This window comes from Paenibacillus sp. 102 (genome assembly GCF_039549175.1).
GTDB lineage: Bacteria > Bacillota > Bacilli > Bacillales > Bacillaceae_G > Bacillus_A.
This window is the reverse complement of sequence record NZ_JBCGHT010000017.1, coordinates 68,532-84,824: the sequence shown is the minus strand read 5'-3', so window position 1 is coordinate 84,824 and position 16,293 is coordinate 68,532. Positions and strand designations below refer to the sequence as shown.

The window sequence follows — 16,293 nt, the reverse complement described above, 5'->3', positions numbered from 1 at the left end:
CACAATAATTGTAAGCCGCTTTTCCCTATTCTTTAATATTCACCCCATACTCCTTAAACCAAACGTGAATTTGTGCTAAGTGCGCCAATAGCTGCGGTCCGGTCATCAACTGACCAAACCATGGTGTTTGAAATGCACTCCCACCTGATTGGATTAATCCTTGTAATTGCTGTTTATCAAACAACTCATGCAAAATAGAATTTTTATCTGTTAGTAAATCCTCTAACCACACAGTTACTGCTTTTGTGTAATGCGGATTATGCGTTTTCGGATACGGACTTTTCTTTCTATATAATATATCATTTGGTAATACCCCTTCTAATGCCTTACGCAGTAGACCTTTTTCGCGGTTTTTATACATTTTCATTTCCCAAGGAATATTCCACGCATATTCGACAAGGCGATGATCTGCAAACGGAACACGTACTTCTAAGCTCGCTCCCATACTCATCCGATCTTTTCTGTCTAATAATGTTGTCATAAACCAAACCATATTTAAATAAAATAGTTGCCGTCTTTTTGCTTCAATTGCACTTTCTCCTTCTAAAATCGGTACTTCCTGTATAGATTCTTCGTAGCGCCTTTGTACATATTCCCTTAAGTTTAATTTATTACGCCATTCTTTTTTCAGAAGTTGCTCACGCGCCTCTGTCGAACGCATCCATGGAAATGCACTTGATTGCAAATCATCTTCCCGATAAAACCACGGATAACCGCCAAAGATTTCATCCGCACATTCGCCCGACAAACCAACGACAAAATCTTGTTTAATTTCTCGGCAAAACCATAATAATGAAGAGTCGATATCTGCCATACCAGGTAAATCACGCACGAGTACCGCTTCTGTTAAATATTCGGCTAACTGTTCGTTGGAAATCACACAGCGGTGATGAATCGTACCAAATGTTTCTGTCATCAAATCAATAAATGGCGCATCCGAATTCGGCTGAAAAGCGTTCGCTTTAAAATATTTCTCATTATCTTCGTAATCAATCGAATACGTGTGTAACTTCCCTTTTCCTTCTCTTTCATATGCCTTTGCTGCAAATGCAGTAATGGCACTTGAATCTACCCCGCCTGACAAAAATGTACATAATGGTACATCTGAAACCAATTGTCTTGTAATCGCATCTTGGAGTAAAAAGCGCGTGTGTTCTACAGTCTCTTCAAATGAATGTTCATGTTTTTTACTCTCAACATTCCAATAGCGCCATATACATAATCCATCTTTTGAAAATGTAAGAGCGTGCCCCGGACGAAGTTCCTGAATTCCTGCATAAATACCATGTCCAGGTGTTCGAGACGGTCCTAATCCAAATACTTCTGAAAGTCCTTCTGTCGTTACTTCTGTCTTTATATCTGGATGAGCTAAAATAGCTTTTAACTCCGATGCAAATAATAATCTGCCATTATCATATTTGTAAAATAATGGTTTAACCCCTAGTCGATCCTTTGCAATAAATACTTGTTCTTTTTTCTCATCCCAAACCGCAAATGCATATATCCCATTTAGATGATCGACGCATTCTTCTTTCCACTCTATATAAGATGCTAATAACACTTCTGTATCAGAATGCCCTTTAAACGTATAGCCTCTTTGCAGTAATTCTTTACGAATATCTTCTGTATTATAAAGCTCCCCGTTATAGCAAATTGTATAATTCTCTTCTTCTTTCATACACCTACATGTCATCGGCTGTTTCCCGCCCTCAGGGTCAACTACAATTAACCGTTTATGCCCGAAAGCAACATGCCTTTTTACCCAGACATTCGTATCATCTGGCCCCCTCTTCGCAAGTGTTTCTGCCATCTTCGTAACCGTCTCTCTTTCACCTTCTAACGACCGCTTATAATCAATCCATCCTGTAATCCCGCACATATCAATCATCCTTCCTATCTTATATCCGTATAACTTTACCCCGCATTAACGTGCAGTAATCCCCGTTCAAAATCCGAATAGACCAAAGAGGCTGAACGGGGAAACTGCACGTTAATGCCCGATTGGTTCAACTAACCATCAGCGGGGGATAAAGCACCCCACTGATGGAAGTTTCACTGTATGAAACGTGTTTTTATTCTATGCCCAATTTTCTTTAGGTGTTCCATAGTTATAAAGAATGCCTGAACTGTCCATAACAAGAATAAGTACTTTGATAAAAGGAGAAATCACGAATGAAACAACGCAAACATATTTTGTATAACCAGCCACGTGCTCATACAATTGGGAATGTGGAATATATAAACAATGAATGGATATTCTTTGACGATGAAAATGATGAAGCATTTTTGCTTGATGATATTATTGAAGATGGATTTGAAGTTTTATATAACAACAATTGGCTACCGGCAAGATTCTACGAACAGGATATATTGCAAATCGCAAATGAACATCATCCATTGCAAAATGGTGAGATGATACGAATTCGTAAAAAACTGCTACTCAGTTATCATGAATGGTTAGAAGAACTACCTGATTCCACTTTTTCATTATTTGCAGAAACATTGCAGTCATTCAATTATTCTTTATATGATTGTATCTATTGTCATAATTTCTTATCGTTTCAACCGAAAGAAGAGCCTTGTGAAGGTGTAAACCTTCTCTTATTTGATAACGAAGAGATGATTTGCTCGCTGCACCATCATTACGTTCGTTCTTCCACTTGTAATAAGAATATATTTAAGTTTATAAAAACAAATGGTGAGGAATTACATGTAGATGCTACATAATAATAAAATAAAGAGAATCGCTCATTGAATATAGATAAGCGATTCTCTTTATTTTGTTACAATTTCTTTGTACTGTAATTTGTCAAAGGAAACAAAAAACCACCTCATTCTTCTATACAGAAAAATAAGATGGCTTCTTTTTACGCAAACGGCGAAAATCCGATTGGTAATCGTAATCCAAGATATAATACAACGACAAGTGCGATAATAAATTGACCCCAGAATGCCCCTGTTTTCTTGTTTTTACTTGTTTTCACAAGAATCATTTCCATTGCAGCAATAACCCAAACACCAATTAACATTTTTAGGCCATACCACATGTGCATGTCACCTGTTGCTGTTTTCATAATGCCTTGATACAGTAAGAAACCTGTTACAATGATGACGATATACATAAGACGAAGCCCCATATGTACGCCTTTACCTTTTCTCCCTGCCGTATACATCGAATACGCCACAAAGAATAAAATAAGCCCTAATGCCCACGCTGTAATATGCATGTGTGTCATGAATCCCTACCTCCTCTTTTTCACACTTTCTCATTTTATATGATACCACGACCATTTCTTTTTTAGGAAATGTTTCGCTTTTTCCAATTTAAATGATATAATATTTAGAGTATTTACAAACTTCTTGTAATAACAAAAGGGGGAACAATCATGATTCAAACAAAAGATATTATCGAACTAACAGACACATACGGTGCACATAACTATCATCCGCTTCCAATCGTTATTTCTAAAGCGGAAGGTGTTTGGGTAGAAGATCCTGAAGGAAATCGCTATATGGACTTACTTAGTGCATATTCTGCGGTAAACCAAGGACATCGCCATCCGAAAATTATTAATGCGTTAATCGAACAAGCTAATCGTGTTACGTTAACTTCTCGTGCTTTCCATAGCGATCAATTAGGTCCTTGGTACGAAAAAGTTGCGAAATTAACACATAAAGATATGGTACTTCCAATGAATACAGGTGCGGAAGCTGTTGAAACCGCAATCAAAACCGCACGCCGCTGGGCATATGATGTGAAAAAAGTAGAAGCAAATAGAGCTGAAATTATCGTTTGTGAAGATAACTTCCATGGTCGTACAATGGGCGCTGTTTCCATGTCATCCAACGAAGAATACAAGCGCGGCTTCGGACCAATGCTTCCTGGCATTGTTGTAATTCCTTACGGTGATTTAGACGCATTAAAAGCAGCAATTACCCCAAATACAGCTGCATTTATTTTAGAACCAATTCAAGGTGAAGCAGGTATTAACATTCCACCAGCTGGATTCTTAAAAGAAGCATATGATATCTGTAAAGAAGAGAATGTTTTATTTGTAGCTGACGAAATCCAAACTGGTTTAGGTCGTACAGGTAAATTATTTGCATGTGATTGGGACAATGTAATTCCTGACATGTACATACTTGGTAAAGCACTTGGCGGCGGTGTATTCCCAATCTCTTGCGTTGCTGCAAACCGCGATATTTTAGGCGTATTCGAGCCAGGTTCTCACGGTTCTACATTCGGTGGTAACCCACTTGCATGTGCTGTTTCTATCGCAGCTCTTGAAGTATTAGAAGATGAAAAATTAACAGAGCGCTCTCTTCAATTAGGAGAAAAATTAGTAGGACAATTAAAAGAAATTGATAACCCAATGATTACAGAAATCCGCGGTAAAGGATTATTTATCGGCATCGAATTGAACGAGCCTGCTCGTCCATATTGCGAAAAATTAAAAGAAGCTGGTCTTTTATGTAAAGAAACACACGAAAATGTAATCCGCATTGCACCACCTCTTGTAATCTCTGAAGAAGATTTAGAGTGGGCATTCCAAAAAATTAAAGCGGTATTATCTTAATTTAAACAAGCTGCCTCGTAAAAGGCAGCTTGTTTTATGAAACAATCACTTTTGAGAAAAGTAATATACCAACGATAACCGGAAGTAGAAGCAATACACCTACTACGCAGGAGACAATCACATGTTTCAATTTCCACCAATCACTTCTTATCCCTTCCCGAAACCAAAACAATGAAAACGGTATAATCAATACCAACGCTGTTATCAATCCTGGAACGTATCTTTCTATTACAATCGCCCCGGCTACATGAAACCATCCATTCATAAAAATCATTGCTTGCATAACAAGTAATATATAAAGTGTGACTTTCTTTTTACATATAGAATGAATACATACAAGAAGAAAAACAATAGTTGTTAATATACATAACGCCATGAAAAAATATTGTTTTTGTCCCACATTCTCTTCCATACGAATCGGCTGTAAATATTTCATTTCAGGAAAGAAATAATATTCCTCAGCATTATGAAACGCAAATAATATAGGGATGAGCCAAATAGAGAAACTACTATTTAACTTCGTTTTGAAGTGTTCCAATATGTTGTACCTTAATTGTCACTTCATCACCAGCATGTAAAAACTTTGGCGGAGTAAATCCTTTTCCAACTCCAGCTGGTGTTCCAGTCGCGATTATGTCCCCAGGCTCTAACGTCATCCCTTTACTTACGATAGAAATAATATCTTCTACCAAAAACATCATATTTGCAGTATTTGAAGTTTGACGAACTTCCCCGTTCACTTTTGTTTCAATGTTTAATTTGTTGGGATTTTCAATTCCCGTCTTATGAACTAAATATGGGCCCATTGGACAAAATGTATCAAAACTTTTTCCTAAGAAAAATTGTTTATGTTTTCTTTGAATATCTCGAGCCGTTACGTCATTTACAATCGTATAGCCGAAAACATATTCAAGCGCCTTCTCTTTCGCAATTTGTTTTCCACGTTTTCCAATTACAATTGCGAGCTCACCTTCATAATCTAGTTCATTCGTTGCATGCGGATGACTATGGATCTTTTCTCCATTCCCAATAACTGTCGTTGGCGCCTTTGTAAAAATCATGATATCTTTCGGAACCGATTCCTCCCCGCTCATTTCTATCGCATGATCACGATAATTTTTTCCGACGCAAAGAATATTCTTTCTCGGCCTTGGAATAGGTGCTAATATTTTAACGTCTTGCAGGGGATAATATGCCGTTGTTTCATTCTCTTTTGCCCAATTTACAATTTCTTTTGCTTTTTCAATAAAGGCATTTCCTTGTTCGATACACTCTAACATTGTAATAGGAACTGTAATTTTTTCGCCTTTTTGCCTTTGTGCTTCTCTCATATGCAGCACCGTTTCTTCGTGCTCATCCACAATACCAACAAATACTTTTTCTTCCTTCTTCACCGTCACAAATCGCACTATTTCCACTCTCCATCCTAAAACTCATACACTGTAATTGTATTCGCATTCCTTCAAAAAAACCCTGCCAATCCATTTTAATTTTTACAAAATTCTTTATCTTTTACAACGTCAAATACTATTTTGGAATAAAATGTAGAATTTTTACTTTTTTTATCGAATGTATTTCTTTTTTATGGAATTTTTGTATAATATGTACTACATATATACATAAAAATTTATAAAGAGATGGAGCCGATTATTCTATGTTTGAGCAAGCGATTGAAAAAAAACGTGAAAAAATGATGTATTTTGCTGAGCGCTATGGAATAACTTCTCAAAAAACAGTGAATTGTAGCCAAGAACTGGACAGGCTCTTAAATGTGGTTTGGCTTTTGCAAGAAGGTTTAGCCCCAACTTATACGATAGACAAACACACACACTGAAGTGTGTGTCTTTTATTTTAAATAAAAAACACATTTTAATGAAAACGCCCATACAATAATAGAAAAGAATATTTATTTTTCATATTGAACATACATGATACCCGCAATAAAAAATTTCATTTATGAAAGGTGTTTGCTATGCCAGCAATGGTTGGACATATTCATATTGTTAATATTGGATCAAGTGGTATTTTTCATATTGGAGATGTATTTGCAATCAGACCAATTAGTTATTCTCGTGCTTTTGCAGGAGCTGGTTCTTTTAATGTAGGTGAAAATGTTTCGGTATACAATTATCAAAATACGACGACAGTTAATGATACAGACGTCATCGATCAAGCTATAATTGGATCAACCTAAAGGAGGCGAATCAAAAGTGAACTTTTATGTACAGCAAAGTATTATCATTAACAACATCAAAATTGAAAGTATTACAACATCTTCCGTTTTTCAAATTGGAACTGCCGGTAGCATTAAAGCATTATCTAAGCTTTCCAATACCGGGGGATTTACAGAGCCACTTCGCCCCTTAACAGCCAAAGGACAAATTATTTCTATTAAACCGATGATGAGTTCTTCTTAAGCCACTTTTATCATAAACATATAGAGCAAGTATACACACCCTCCCTATTGAAAAGGAGGTTTCACATAGTGAATCAAGATATATACATTTACCTACAACAATTTCAACAAGTTCTTCAACAACAGCAAGAAACAATCCGTGCATTAGAAGAACAAGTACGGACATTAACAGAAGAGCTTGATGAACTAAAAAGCCGTCCCTCCTCTTCTATAGGAAAAGTAGAATATAAATTCGATCAACTAAAAGTGGAGAACTTAAATGGCACATTAAATATCGGCTTAAACCCATTCGCTACGACAGATCAACAAATTGAAGATTTTCAAGTAGATACCGAAACATTAAAAGTAAATCCAGAAACACAAACAAACCCTGATTTTTATCAAGATATTATTCAAGAGATGCATCGCTATTTAGATGAAGAAGCCTACAGCAGAATTCTTCATTTTGAACATGAAGAGCGAACACCACTTGATGATATGTATCGACAAATGATGATTGACGATATAAAAAAACAAATGGAACATCGCCTCCCTTATTATTTATCACAAGTACAGCCGTATGAGGACATTACATCAAATCCTCAGTATATGAAAGAAGTAATTATTCAAGCTATGAAACAAGATATCGATAAAGCATTCCTTTCCTTTATTCAACACATTCCTAGCAACTTCCGAAAGGAGTAAATATGTATGAATTTTACCGTTGTGAATCGTGAAATAAAGGTTGGGCAGATCAAAATGAACGGGGTTTCTTCATCTGCCCTTTTTTTAATTGGTGATGCGAACCTTTTAATTCTCTCTTCTATTCTCGATACACCTTTCGAATCTCTTATTGAAGGTGCATTTGTACCACTTGTAACGGAAGTGCCTACTACGCCAAGTTAAGGAGGTCTCTCCATGCTTCGACACATTTCAGTTGTTCATCAGACAAATATTGTCTCTATGGGGGCTTCTGGGGTTTTTCAAATTGGCGATGCAAATCAGATGGAATTAATAAGCCGAGCTCTTGTTGTACACCGTGAAATTCCTTACTATTTAAAAGGTGAAGGGAAATTGGAAGCTTATAAAATCTTTACAGATGATGAAATCACAATCCCTACCCGGTCAACGGATGTCAAAATGAATATTATAAATGAATGTCCCTTTATTGAAGTAGGTGATGTTACAGTTCGTACCTTATTAAATTCCGCTTGCTTTCAAATTGGATCAGTTGATTATGCATTTAATAATTCACGCATTCACCAAATCCGCCAGTATATTACAGATGAACCTTTCAACGAATAAATCATATAGTAATGTTAAAGAAAAGTGCTTAGGTAGGTGAATCACATGCCCTCTGTCGTTGGGAATCTCGTTGTTCAAAATAGTAATGGCTCTTTTAACTTAGGTGACTTCTATAATGTCTCTCCAAAAGAAAATACAAAGGCGTATAACGGTTCAGGAGCATCCAATGTTGGTTTTGTAGTCAATACATTTAACGGTGTCAGTGCAACGAATACATTCGATTCAGATGTTGCGGATCAAAATCAGGCGGGAACAGCATGAAAAAAAGTAGGAGGAAGCCCCCTACTTTTTTTCGTTTGTTTCATTTTCTTATTTGTACACTTTTCGCAAGTTAAAAAACCGATATAAACCCTTTTCTTTTTAGGTGGGAGGGAGGATCCAGCCATGCATAGAAGCGGTCAGACCCTTTTCCTGCTCCGTTCCAAATAAAAAACGAGGGCGCCACCTTTTCTTCTTCACGTGAGCGGCGTATATATCGAAATCTAAAATAGATGTATATAAATTTGAGCTTGTAGCCAAATTTGTTTTACATCACATACTATCTTCTATACGCAGTATGTACCCTCCGTCAAAGAAGTATAAATATTTTTCTTTTACAGGATGATGCAAGCTTTTCTCTAGTGCTTTCGCGTATAACGAAAGCTGTGCTTTATAACGCTCTTCTAAAATAGGTCTTGCTTGATCATATCCCCCTGGAAAACGTCCTTCAATTGTATCTGTTTTAAAATCAATTAATACAATCCCATCTTCCTCTTCTATCATACAATCAATAACCCCTTGGACAAGTACAGATTCTTTGGTCTGACCTTGCCAATCTTGATATGCCTCTTCTGCTGAAAGCATCATCGTAAATGGTACTTCACGTTCTACACTTTTCGCAGCTAACACACGCTTACCAAGATCTGTATCAAAAAAGGCTACAATGCGATCAATCGCAATTTCTTCTGCTTGCTCAAATGTCAGTAATTCTTTATTTACCATTTCCGCAATTTGTTCTTGCATTACTTCTGGTGTAATCGGTTTTTGTAAATTAACATGCTGCATAACGGCGTGGACAGCTGTTCCTCGTTCGGCATAGGTTAATCCCTTTTTCTCCATAAAACGAGGACGCGTTTTTATAGGAGAACGAAGTTTTTTAATAAAGGTATTATCACTTCCATCTTCCGATTGATAATTCCGCTTTATCTCCGTAACAGACTGCTTCGCCCGGTGCGCTGTTGCACCTTTATGCGCATATTCCCATGTTAAACGGGCATACACTTCTTCTTTTCGTTCACTTTCTAGTGGAACCGACTTTTTCTCACGAAGCGCTTCTAACAATTCTTGCTTTTCTTCTTGCACTGGTTCAGGTGCAAGCAAAGTTCTACCATCAACGACTTCCACTTTCCAGCTCGCACCGTATTCATAAATTTCATTTGGTATATTTCCTTGTCCAAGTTCAAGAAGCATCTCACTATCACGATGTCTATATAGTGACGGTGCAATCCAGTCTAAGTAACAAGATGCTCCCGCACGAACGTAATCTGGTAACAACCAATCTGTATGCTCCCTTGCATCAAGCCACTTTTCAATTTCTTTCTCTTTGTCTTTCACTGTACCAATTAAAATCAATTTTTCTTTCGCACGCGTTAAAGCAACATATAATACGCGCATCTCTTCCGCAATCAATTCCATCTTCATTTTACGCTTAATAGCTAATTGTGATAACGTCGTATATTTAATTCGTTTACGAGGATCAATAAACTGCGATCCAAAACCGAAATCTTTGTGCAGTAAGAACCTCTTCATTAAATCTTGTGTATTAAAACGGCGCCCAAGCCCCGCTACAAATACAACTGGAAACTCTAACCCTTTACTTTTATGAATCGTCATAATTCGCACAACATCTTCTTGTTCACCAAGCGCTCTCGCTGTTCCCATATCATCTCCGCGATCTAAAATACGCTCAATAAAACGAAGGAAACGGAATAATCCGCGGAAAGATGTTGCTTCATACTGCCTTGCTCTGTCGTATAATACACGTAAATTTGCTTGGCGTTGTTTTCCCGCCGGAAGACCACCAACAAAGTCATAATAGCCTGTCTCACGATATACTTTCCAAATTAAATCAGAAAGTGACTGCTGACGTGCAAATTCACGCCATCCTTGCAGAAGGTTATAGAACCATTGTAGTTTTCCGTGTAATTCTATCTCTTCCTCAAGCGGTGCTCCTTGTAAGAAGGAACGCAACACTTCATAAAACGAACCTTTCTTTTCATGAGCACGAAGCATCGCAAGTTCCTCATCGTTTAATCCAACAATTGGGGAACGAAGTACAGCCGCAAGCGGAATATCTTGCATCGGATTATCAATTACCCGAAACACATTCATCATAACGGTCACTTCTGTCGCTTCAAAATAACCTGTCGCCAGCTCAGCGTAAACAGGAATACCTTGCAACTTTAACTCTTCCATAATTTGAGGGGCCCACGGCATCGAACGAAGTAAAATGACAAAATCACGATATTTTACCGGGCGCATACTATCTGTTTTACGATCATATACTTCATAACCTGAATCAACCATCGCTTTAATTCTTTGCGCCATTAAGCGTGCTTCAAGCTGCGCTTTTTCTACTTCTACACCGTCTTCTCCTTCTGCTGATTCTTCCCCCTCAGACTGATGAATACATAGCAGCTCGGCTGCTACATCTTCCCCTTCTGGGTAACTTGCACCTAACTTTAGTTCAGCGTCAGCATCATAGTCAATTTCCCCAACAGTTTCGCCCATAATTTGTTTAAAAATAAAGTTCGTACCCGCTAACACTTCATGACGACTACGGAAGTTTTTTGCTAAATCAATCTTCATACCGCCGTCTATTCCTTCAGGCGTAAAACGTTTATATTTCCCTAAGAATAAGCCAGGCTCTGCTAATCGAAATCGATATATAGATTGCTTCACGTCGCCGACCATGAACAGATTACCTTCTTGCTCAGAGTCTTTCGTTACAAACTTAATAATCGATTCTTGCACAAAGTTTGTATCTTGATATTCATCGACAAGTACTTCAGCAAATTTATTGCGATATTGCATTGCAACTGGTGATGGTCGCAATTCACTATTTTCTGTACGTTCACTTAAAATTTGTAAGCAAAAATGCTCTAAATCGGTGAAATCAACCATTCCTTTATCGCGCTTGATCGTTTGGAAGCGCTCCGTAAATACTTTTACAATCTGGACAAGCTTTTCTAGTACAGGGTGCATCTCCTTAAAATCTCGTAAAAAGCTTTCTGGTTTCCTGCTAAATAATTCTTCTTGTAGTTTTTTCACTTCATCTTTTGCTTTATTTCGAAGTGAATCTACTTGTTTGACAATCTCTTCATTATAGTCACTCTTCTTAATGCGCTTTAACGTTTGCCAGGAAACATTTTGCATCGCTTCATATACACTTGTCCAAGACTGATGAGCTGCACTAGATAGCGTTCCAAGTAAAACAAGATCTGCCTGCAACGTTTCAACACGCGGTGCTGGCCCGTCTGGAAGCATAGCAAGTTCAATTGCTTTTTGAACATGCTTTTCAGCAGTTTCTAGCTGAAATTTCACATCTTCTAATAAATAAGACGCATACGCTAAATCTTCAATCGACTTTCCTTCCACATCATATGCTTCAACAAGCTTATCCAACCAGTTCTCTGGATTTGGATGTGCCCTCGATTCTGTATGAAGCGCTAAAATCATACGCTGCAAATCATCATCACTTCGGTCACTCGTATAGCGATCAACGAGCTCAAAGAAAATATCATTTCCCTCTGTTCCATATTCCTCTTCTAAAATGTCATCTAATACTTCTTCTTTTAATAATTCATTTTCTGTCTGGTTTGCAATGCGAAAACGCGGATCGACATCAAGCATATAATAATACGTTCGAATAACTTGTAAACAGAACGAGTGAATGGTTGAAATCGATGCTTTATTTAATAAACTGAGCTGTTTCCGAATGTGCTGTGATCCTGGTTCATCAATTAATACTTTTTCTAACGCTTCACCAATTCTGTTCTTCATCTCTTGCGCTGCTGCATTTGTAAATGTTACGACAAGCAAACGATCCACATCTACTGGATTCTCGGCATTAATAATTTTGCGAATTATTCTTTCTACAAGTACAGCTGTCTTTCCCGACCCAGCTGCCGCCGCGACTAAAATATCACGGCCATCTCTGACAACAGCCTTCCATTGATCATCTGTCCATTGACTACCTTCAGGCTTTTGTGGCCAATTCTCTATCATTCGCCGCCAACCTCCTCTCTCATTTTTTCCATCGCTTCACTATCTTTCATATCTTTTAATGTGCGGAACTTGTTATCTTCCAGTGATTCATCAAACTGACAAACAGAGCGGAAATTACAGAATGTACAAGCTGCTTTATTCCCCATTTTATACGGCGCGATATCAATGACTCCTTCTGTAATGTCTTTTCCGATAGTTTCAAATGTATGATGCACATATTGCTGTAAGGTTGTAAATTCTTGCTCACTTGCAATACTAGAACGCGCACTAAAACTACCATCTTTTTTCAAACCGGCAGAAATAATATCTGAACTTCCCGTACTTAGCTTATTGTCCATTAAACGAACAACATCGGCATCTCCTAGCACAAGACCTTTCATTTTAAATTTCTTTAAAATTTCCTTTTCAATCTCTTCTTCCGAGGCGTCGCCTTTCATCTCCACAATTGGGTTATGAATATGGAAATATAAGACTCCAGCAGGCAGTGCCGCCTGATCCTTTTTCATCCACGTATTCGCATTTGAAATAACAACATCTAAATACGTTAACATTTGAAGTGCTAAACCGTAATACACTTCCGTTAAATCTAAAGCTTTTGTACTCGATTTATAATCAATAATGCGAAGGAACGTGCCGTTTTCATCTTCTGCTTTATCTACGCGATCGATGCGGCCAACGACTTCCATTTTCACACCGTTTGCGAGTGTAAACTCCATCGGCGGAAGTGAACCTGTGCCGCCCATACCAAATGGAACCTCTAAATCAACTGGCACGAATCTACTAGACTTTGCATGTTCACGAAGGATAAGTGATGTACGGAAAATGATTTGCTGCAGTTTTTGTTTTAAATAATGATTCCGATTTGAACTTAATAAAATTTGTCTTTGCAATAGCGGTGCAATTTCTTCAATTACTAAGGCAGAAAGATGCTCACACTCTTTTATCGATAAATCAGCCCAAGTGCGATTTTCTCTGAGTAACTTATCTGCAATTTTCTTTAATGCCGCATGGAATAATTCGCCGATATCCGGTGCATCTAATTTGAAAATATCACGCTCTCTTAGCGATAATCCATGCTGCGCAAAATGAGCATACGCGCAGCGATTAAATAGTTCCATACGAGAGACGCTTCCTTTAATTTTATCTCCGTATAGCTCTCTACTTACAACGGGGCTAAGTTTCTGCGCGCGGTTCCGATAAAATAAACTAGATAATACGCGAGTACTTTTTTGTTTCCACTCAGGCGAGGTCACATAGAAGTTATACACATCCCACCAAAAATCAAGGTTCCCTTCAAAACCATATCGTTTCCAGTTTTGTAATTGCTGCGTTACATACGACAAGGTAACCTCTGGCGTTGCTACATACGAAATTTGCGCCTGACGAGACAAATCATTCACATCATTCGTTATGAATACCTCTTTGACAGACGGAAACATTCTTTTCACTTTCTTAATAAAGCTAGATGAAAGTAATGTTTTCCCTTCTTCATCCGCAAGTGGACAAGAAATATATAACTTCTCAGATGCACGAGTTACTGTTTGATAAATAACAAATTGCTCTTCTAATAAAGTCTGCCTTGTTGTTGGCGCTAATTCTACACCAGCTGTGGCGAGAAGTTCCCTCTCTTCATCTGATAACATCCCTTCATCTGAAGGGGCTGCTGGAATAATCCCTTCATTCGCACCAATTACAAAAGCAACGCGAATATCTGATAAGCGAGAGCGATCAATATTTGCAATGAGTACTTGATCTAAAGAAGGCGGGATATTGGCAAATTGAAGTGCCTCAAGTCCAGTTGTCATTACATCGATAAACATTGCACGAGACATCTTTTCTTCGCCAAGCATTTCCACAAATGTATCGAGAAGATTCATGACTTCTTCCCATACTTGATCATGATCACTCGCAAATAGGAAATTCCCTTCTGCCTCTGCACGCATACGTAAATCTTCTAATTTCTTCGGAACATCCATTTCTTCTAAAAATAAATATACCGTTTCACACATTTGCACTACCGAATTCGCACGTTTTAAACGCTTTTGCAGACGAATAATTGGTGTTCTTACCACGTCACGAAGGCGATTTATTTTCTCTTCCATTTCACGTTCGCTATCTGTTTGCATTCCATTTACTCCGTCTAGCGAACGATAACGACGATACGTCCACGGTTCATCTGCCGTCCATCTCTTTCCTTGTACGCCATATGCTAGACAGTAATTTTCAAACTCATCCATTTCTTCACGCATTACTTCTTTTCTCACATCTAGCGGGTATAACAGTTCCGTTTTTACGCAGCGAAAAATCGCATCATAACGCCAATTCCCACTAATGACTTCTAGCGCAGAACGAATGCATTCAATAAGTGGATGATGTGACATCGGACGCTTCTCATCAATAAAGTGCGGAATATCATAATCAGTAAACAACGTTTTCATGACATCATAATAACTTTCTCCATTGCGAAGAAGAACCGTAATATCTCTGTAGCGATACTCCTCTTCCGCAACAAGTCTACGAATTTCACGGGCCACTCCTTCAGCTTCCGCTCGCAAGTTTGCCGCTGTATATAATGTAATATCTGGTTCACTTTGAAACTTCTTAGACGGGCGAGTTTCAAACTCAGCCTCTAAATGAGCTAGTGCCGGTGAAAGAAAACGTGGCTGTTCTCTCATCGAAATCGTACTTTCCACCGCAACTTTTTCCTCACGCGCTAATTGTTTTACCTTTTCATACGTAAGTACCGTTTGATAAAACAAATCTAGTTCACTTACTGGTTGCGCTAACGTTTTTTCATCTACTGTTAACGTAACTGTTATTCTTGCTCCGCAAATCATAAGCTGCCTTATAATCTCTAATTCCTGCGGTGAAAACGAATGAAACCCATCTATATAAATTTCCGCACCTTTTACATAGTCAGACTGCGGAAGCTTTTCTACAAGCAACTGCAGGTAATCTTCTGAATCTAAATATTTACCAATTAAAGCACGTTCAAAATCATCATATAAAAGCTGAAGGTCGTACATTTTATTTGCTAATAACTTTTGCTCATCGCCTTTGCTATGAGCATCTAACTGTTGCCACATCTCATATACATTCGATGGTGTGACATTGTAACGTTTAAACTCGGCAATCATGCCGCCTAAATGTTCAAAAAAGCCATTTTGTTCTGCTGCTTTTTGAAACACATACAATCCTTCTTTACGCGATTCTACAATTTTGCGCAGTAGCATATGTACGCCCGCCTCATCAATATGAAGACGGCCCATGCCACCAACTTCTTGCAGAACCTTCCATGCTAACCTTGAAAAACTAAATACTTGCGCCCTGATAGAGCCACTAACTTCTTCATTCCCTATTAATGCTTGTTGCGTTTGGAACGTCATTTGTTCCGGGACAAGATATAAAATGGTTTCGCCTCTTGGACGCTGTTTTAACTCTTCTTGTACTTCGTGTAAACAAAATGTACTTTTTCCACTTCCAGCTCGTCCAATCACAAATCGAAGCGACATGTAATCCCCACCTTTCACTGACATAACGAACATTAGTTTGATATCATCCTTGTATTATAACACAAAAAAATAGGATCCTGCTGGCTCCTGTTTTTTGTCGTTTTTTGCTGGATGGTCGATATTCCTTGTCGAAACGTTGATATATTGAAAAATCGCCGACATATGTTGAGAAACGGTCGATATATTTGAATTTGCCCCGATAAAGTGAAACTTTAATCAGTGGGATTTTCTTCATTCC

General features: G+C 38.0%; 15 protein-coding genes. 9 read left to right on the top strand and 6 right to left on the bottom strand.

The window, feature by feature from the left end; translation table 11 throughout:
• Positions 1–25: 25 nt before the first annotated feature.
• Positions 26–1,879 carry an asparagine synthase (glutamine-hydrolyzing) gene (asnB, locus tag AAIE21_RS24180; RefSeq protein ID WP_343269099.1) on the bottom strand — a complete coding sequence of 618 codons (1,854 nt, stop codon included), beginning with the start codon at positions 1,877–1,879 and terminating at the stop codon, positions 26–28.
• A 293-nt stretch (positions 1,880–2,172) separates the two neighbouring features.
• On the opposite strand from asnB, the gene AAIE21_RS24175 reads away from it, so the two are divergent.
• The gene (locus AAIE21_RS24175) at positions 2,173–2,727 is read left to right on the top strand and encodes a DUF2777 domain-containing protein (RefSeq protein ID WP_343269098.1); all 555 of its coding nucleotides are present in this window, start codon (positions 2,173–2,175) and stop codon (positions 2,725–2,727) included.
• A 140-nt stretch (positions 2,728–2,867) separates the two neighbouring features.
• Here AAIE21_RS24175 and AAIE21_RS24170 read toward each other — a convergent pair whose 3' ends face one another.
• Positions 2,868–3,236, bottom strand: a complete 369-nt coding sequence (locus AAIE21_RS24170; RefSeq protein WP_343269097.1) for a YisL family protein — start codon at positions 3,234–3,236, stop codon at positions 2,868–2,870.
• 150 nt (positions 3,237–3,386) lie between these two features.
• Between AAIE21_RS24170 and rocD the strand changes: the two genes are divergently transcribed.
• Positions 3,387–4,577: an ornithine aminotransferase gene (gene rocD / locus AAIE21_RS24165; protein ID WP_343269096.1), complete on the top strand. Its 1,191-nt coding sequence runs from the start codon at positions 3,387–3,389 to the stop codon at positions 4,575–4,577.
• A gap of 34 nt (positions 4,578–4,611) precedes the next feature.
• On the opposite strand, the gene AAIE21_RS24160 is transcribed toward rocD, so the two are convergent.
• Positions 4,612–5,115, bottom strand: a complete 504-nt coding sequence (locus AAIE21_RS24160; RefSeq protein WP_343269095.1) for an HXXEE domain-containing protein — start codon at positions 5,113–5,115, stop codon at positions 4,612–4,614.
• Positions 5,087–5,986 carry a fumarylacetoacetate hydrolase family protein gene (locus AAIE21_RS24155; protein WP_343269094.1) on the bottom strand — a complete coding sequence of 300 codons (900 nt, stop codon included), beginning with the start codon at positions 5,984–5,986 and terminating at the stop codon, positions 5,087–5,089. Before AAIE21_RS24155 ends, AAIE21_RS24160 begins: the two co-directional genes overlap by 29 nt.
• A gap of 245 nt (positions 5,987–6,231) precedes the next feature.
• On the opposite strand from AAIE21_RS24155, the gene AAIE21_RS24150 reads away from it, so the two are divergent.
• The 7 genes from AAIE21_RS24150 to gerPF all read left to right on the top strand — a co-directional run bounded on the left by AAIE21_RS24150 (position 6,232) and on the right by gerPF (position 8,538).
• Positions 6,232–6,411: an aspartyl-phosphate phosphatase Spo0E family protein gene (locus AAIE21_RS24150; protein ID WP_343269093.1), complete on the top strand. Its 180-nt coding sequence runs from the start codon at positions 6,232–6,234 to the stop codon at positions 6,409–6,411.
• 138 nt (positions 6,412–6,549) lie between these two features.
• On the top strand, positions 6,550–6,771 hold the full coding sequence (locus AAIE21_RS24145; RefSeq protein ID WP_017152880.1) for a spore germination protein: 222 nt from the start codon (positions 6,550–6,552) through the stop codon (positions 6,769–6,771).
• A 16-nt stretch (positions 6,772–6,787) separates the two neighbouring features.
• Positions 6,788–6,994 (top strand): spore germination protein GerPB, encoded by a 207-nt coding sequence (locus AAIE21_RS24140; protein ID WP_336450945.1) that lies wholly within the window; start codon positions 6,788–6,790, stop codon positions 6,992–6,994.
• A gap of 68 nt (positions 6,995–7,062) precedes the next feature.
• Complete coding sequence (gene gerPC, locus AAIE21_RS24135) at positions 7,063–7,677, top strand: spore germination protein GerPC (protein WP_343269092.1); 615 nt, start codon at positions 7,063–7,065, stop codon at positions 7,675–7,677.
• A gap of 6 nt (positions 7,678–7,683) precedes the next feature.
• Positions 7,684–7,878, top strand: a complete 195-nt coding sequence (locus AAIE21_RS24130; protein ID WP_343269091.1) for a spore gernimation protein GerPD — start codon at positions 7,684–7,686, stop codon at positions 7,876–7,878.
• A gap of 12 nt (positions 7,879–7,890) precedes the next feature.
• Positions 7,891–8,277 (top strand): spore germination protein GerPE, encoded by a 387-nt coding sequence (locus AAIE21_RS24125; protein WP_343269090.1) that lies wholly within the window; start codon positions 7,891–7,893, stop codon positions 8,275–8,277.
• Positions 8,278–8,322: 45 nt separating this feature from the next.
• Positions 8,323–8,538, top strand: a complete 216-nt coding sequence (gerPF, locus tag AAIE21_RS24120; protein ID WP_336450941.1) for a spore germination protein GerPF — start codon at positions 8,323–8,325, stop codon at positions 8,536–8,538.
• Between the two features lie 270 nt (positions 8,539–8,808).
• Here gerPF and addA read toward each other — a convergent pair whose 3' ends face one another.
• Positions 8,809–12,543 carry a helicase-exonuclease AddAB subunit AddA gene (gene addA, locus AAIE21_RS24115; protein WP_343269089.1) on the bottom strand — a complete coding sequence of 1,245 codons (3,735 nt, stop codon included), beginning with the start codon at positions 12,541–12,543 and terminating at the stop codon, positions 8,809–8,811.
• Positions 12,540–16,055: a helicase-exonuclease AddAB subunit AddB gene (gene addB / locus AAIE21_RS24110; protein ID WP_343269088.1), complete on the bottom strand. Its 3,516-nt coding sequence runs from the start codon at positions 16,053–16,055 to the stop codon at positions 12,540–12,542. Before addB ends, addA begins: the two co-directional genes overlap by 4 nt.
• Positions 16,056–16,293: the final 238 nt, after the last annotated feature.

Excerpts from the sequence above, each read along its gene's own strand:
- asnB (WP_343269099.1), bottom strand. The coding sequence starts at position 1,879 with ATGTGCGGGATTACAGGATGGATTGATTATAAGCGGTCGTTAGAAGGT.
- AAIE21_RS24175 (WP_343269098.1), top strand. The coding sequence starts at position 2,173 with ATGAAACAACGCAAACATATTTTGTATAACCAGCCACGTGCTCATACA.
- AAIE21_RS24170 (WP_343269097.1), bottom strand. The coding sequence starts at position 3,236 with ATGACACACATGCATATTACAGCGTGGGCATTAGGGCTTATTTTATTC.
- rocD (WP_343269096.1), top strand. The coding sequence starts at position 3,387 with ATGATTCAAACAAAAGATATTATCGAACTAACAGACACATACGGTGCA.
- AAIE21_RS24150 (WP_343269093.1), top strand. The coding sequence starts at position 6,232 with ATGTTTGAGCAAGCGATTGAAAAAAAACGTGAAAAAATGATGTATTTT.
- AAIE21_RS24145 (WP_017152880.1), top strand. The coding sequence starts at position 6,550 with ATGCCAGCAATGGTTGGACATATTCATATTGTTAATATTGGATCAAGT.
- AAIE21_RS24130 (WP_343269091.1), top strand. The coding sequence starts at position 7,684 with ATGAATTTTACCGTTGTGAATCGTGAAATAAAGGTTGGGCAGATCAAA.
- AAIE21_RS24125 (WP_343269090.1), top strand. The coding sequence starts at position 7,891 with ATGCTTCGACACATTTCAGTTGTTCATCAGACAAATATTGTCTCTATG.
- gerPF (WP_336450941.1), top strand. The coding sequence starts at position 8,323 with ATGCCCTCTGTCGTTGGGAATCTCGTTGTTCAAAATAGTAATGGCTCT.
- addA (WP_343269089.1), bottom strand. The coding sequence starts at position 12,543 with ATGATAGAGAATTGGCCACAAAAGCCTGAAGGTAGTCAATGGACAGAT.
- addB (WP_343269088.1), bottom strand. The coding sequence starts at position 16,055 with ATGTCGCTTCGATTTGTGATTGGACGAGCTGGAAGTGGAAAAAGTACA.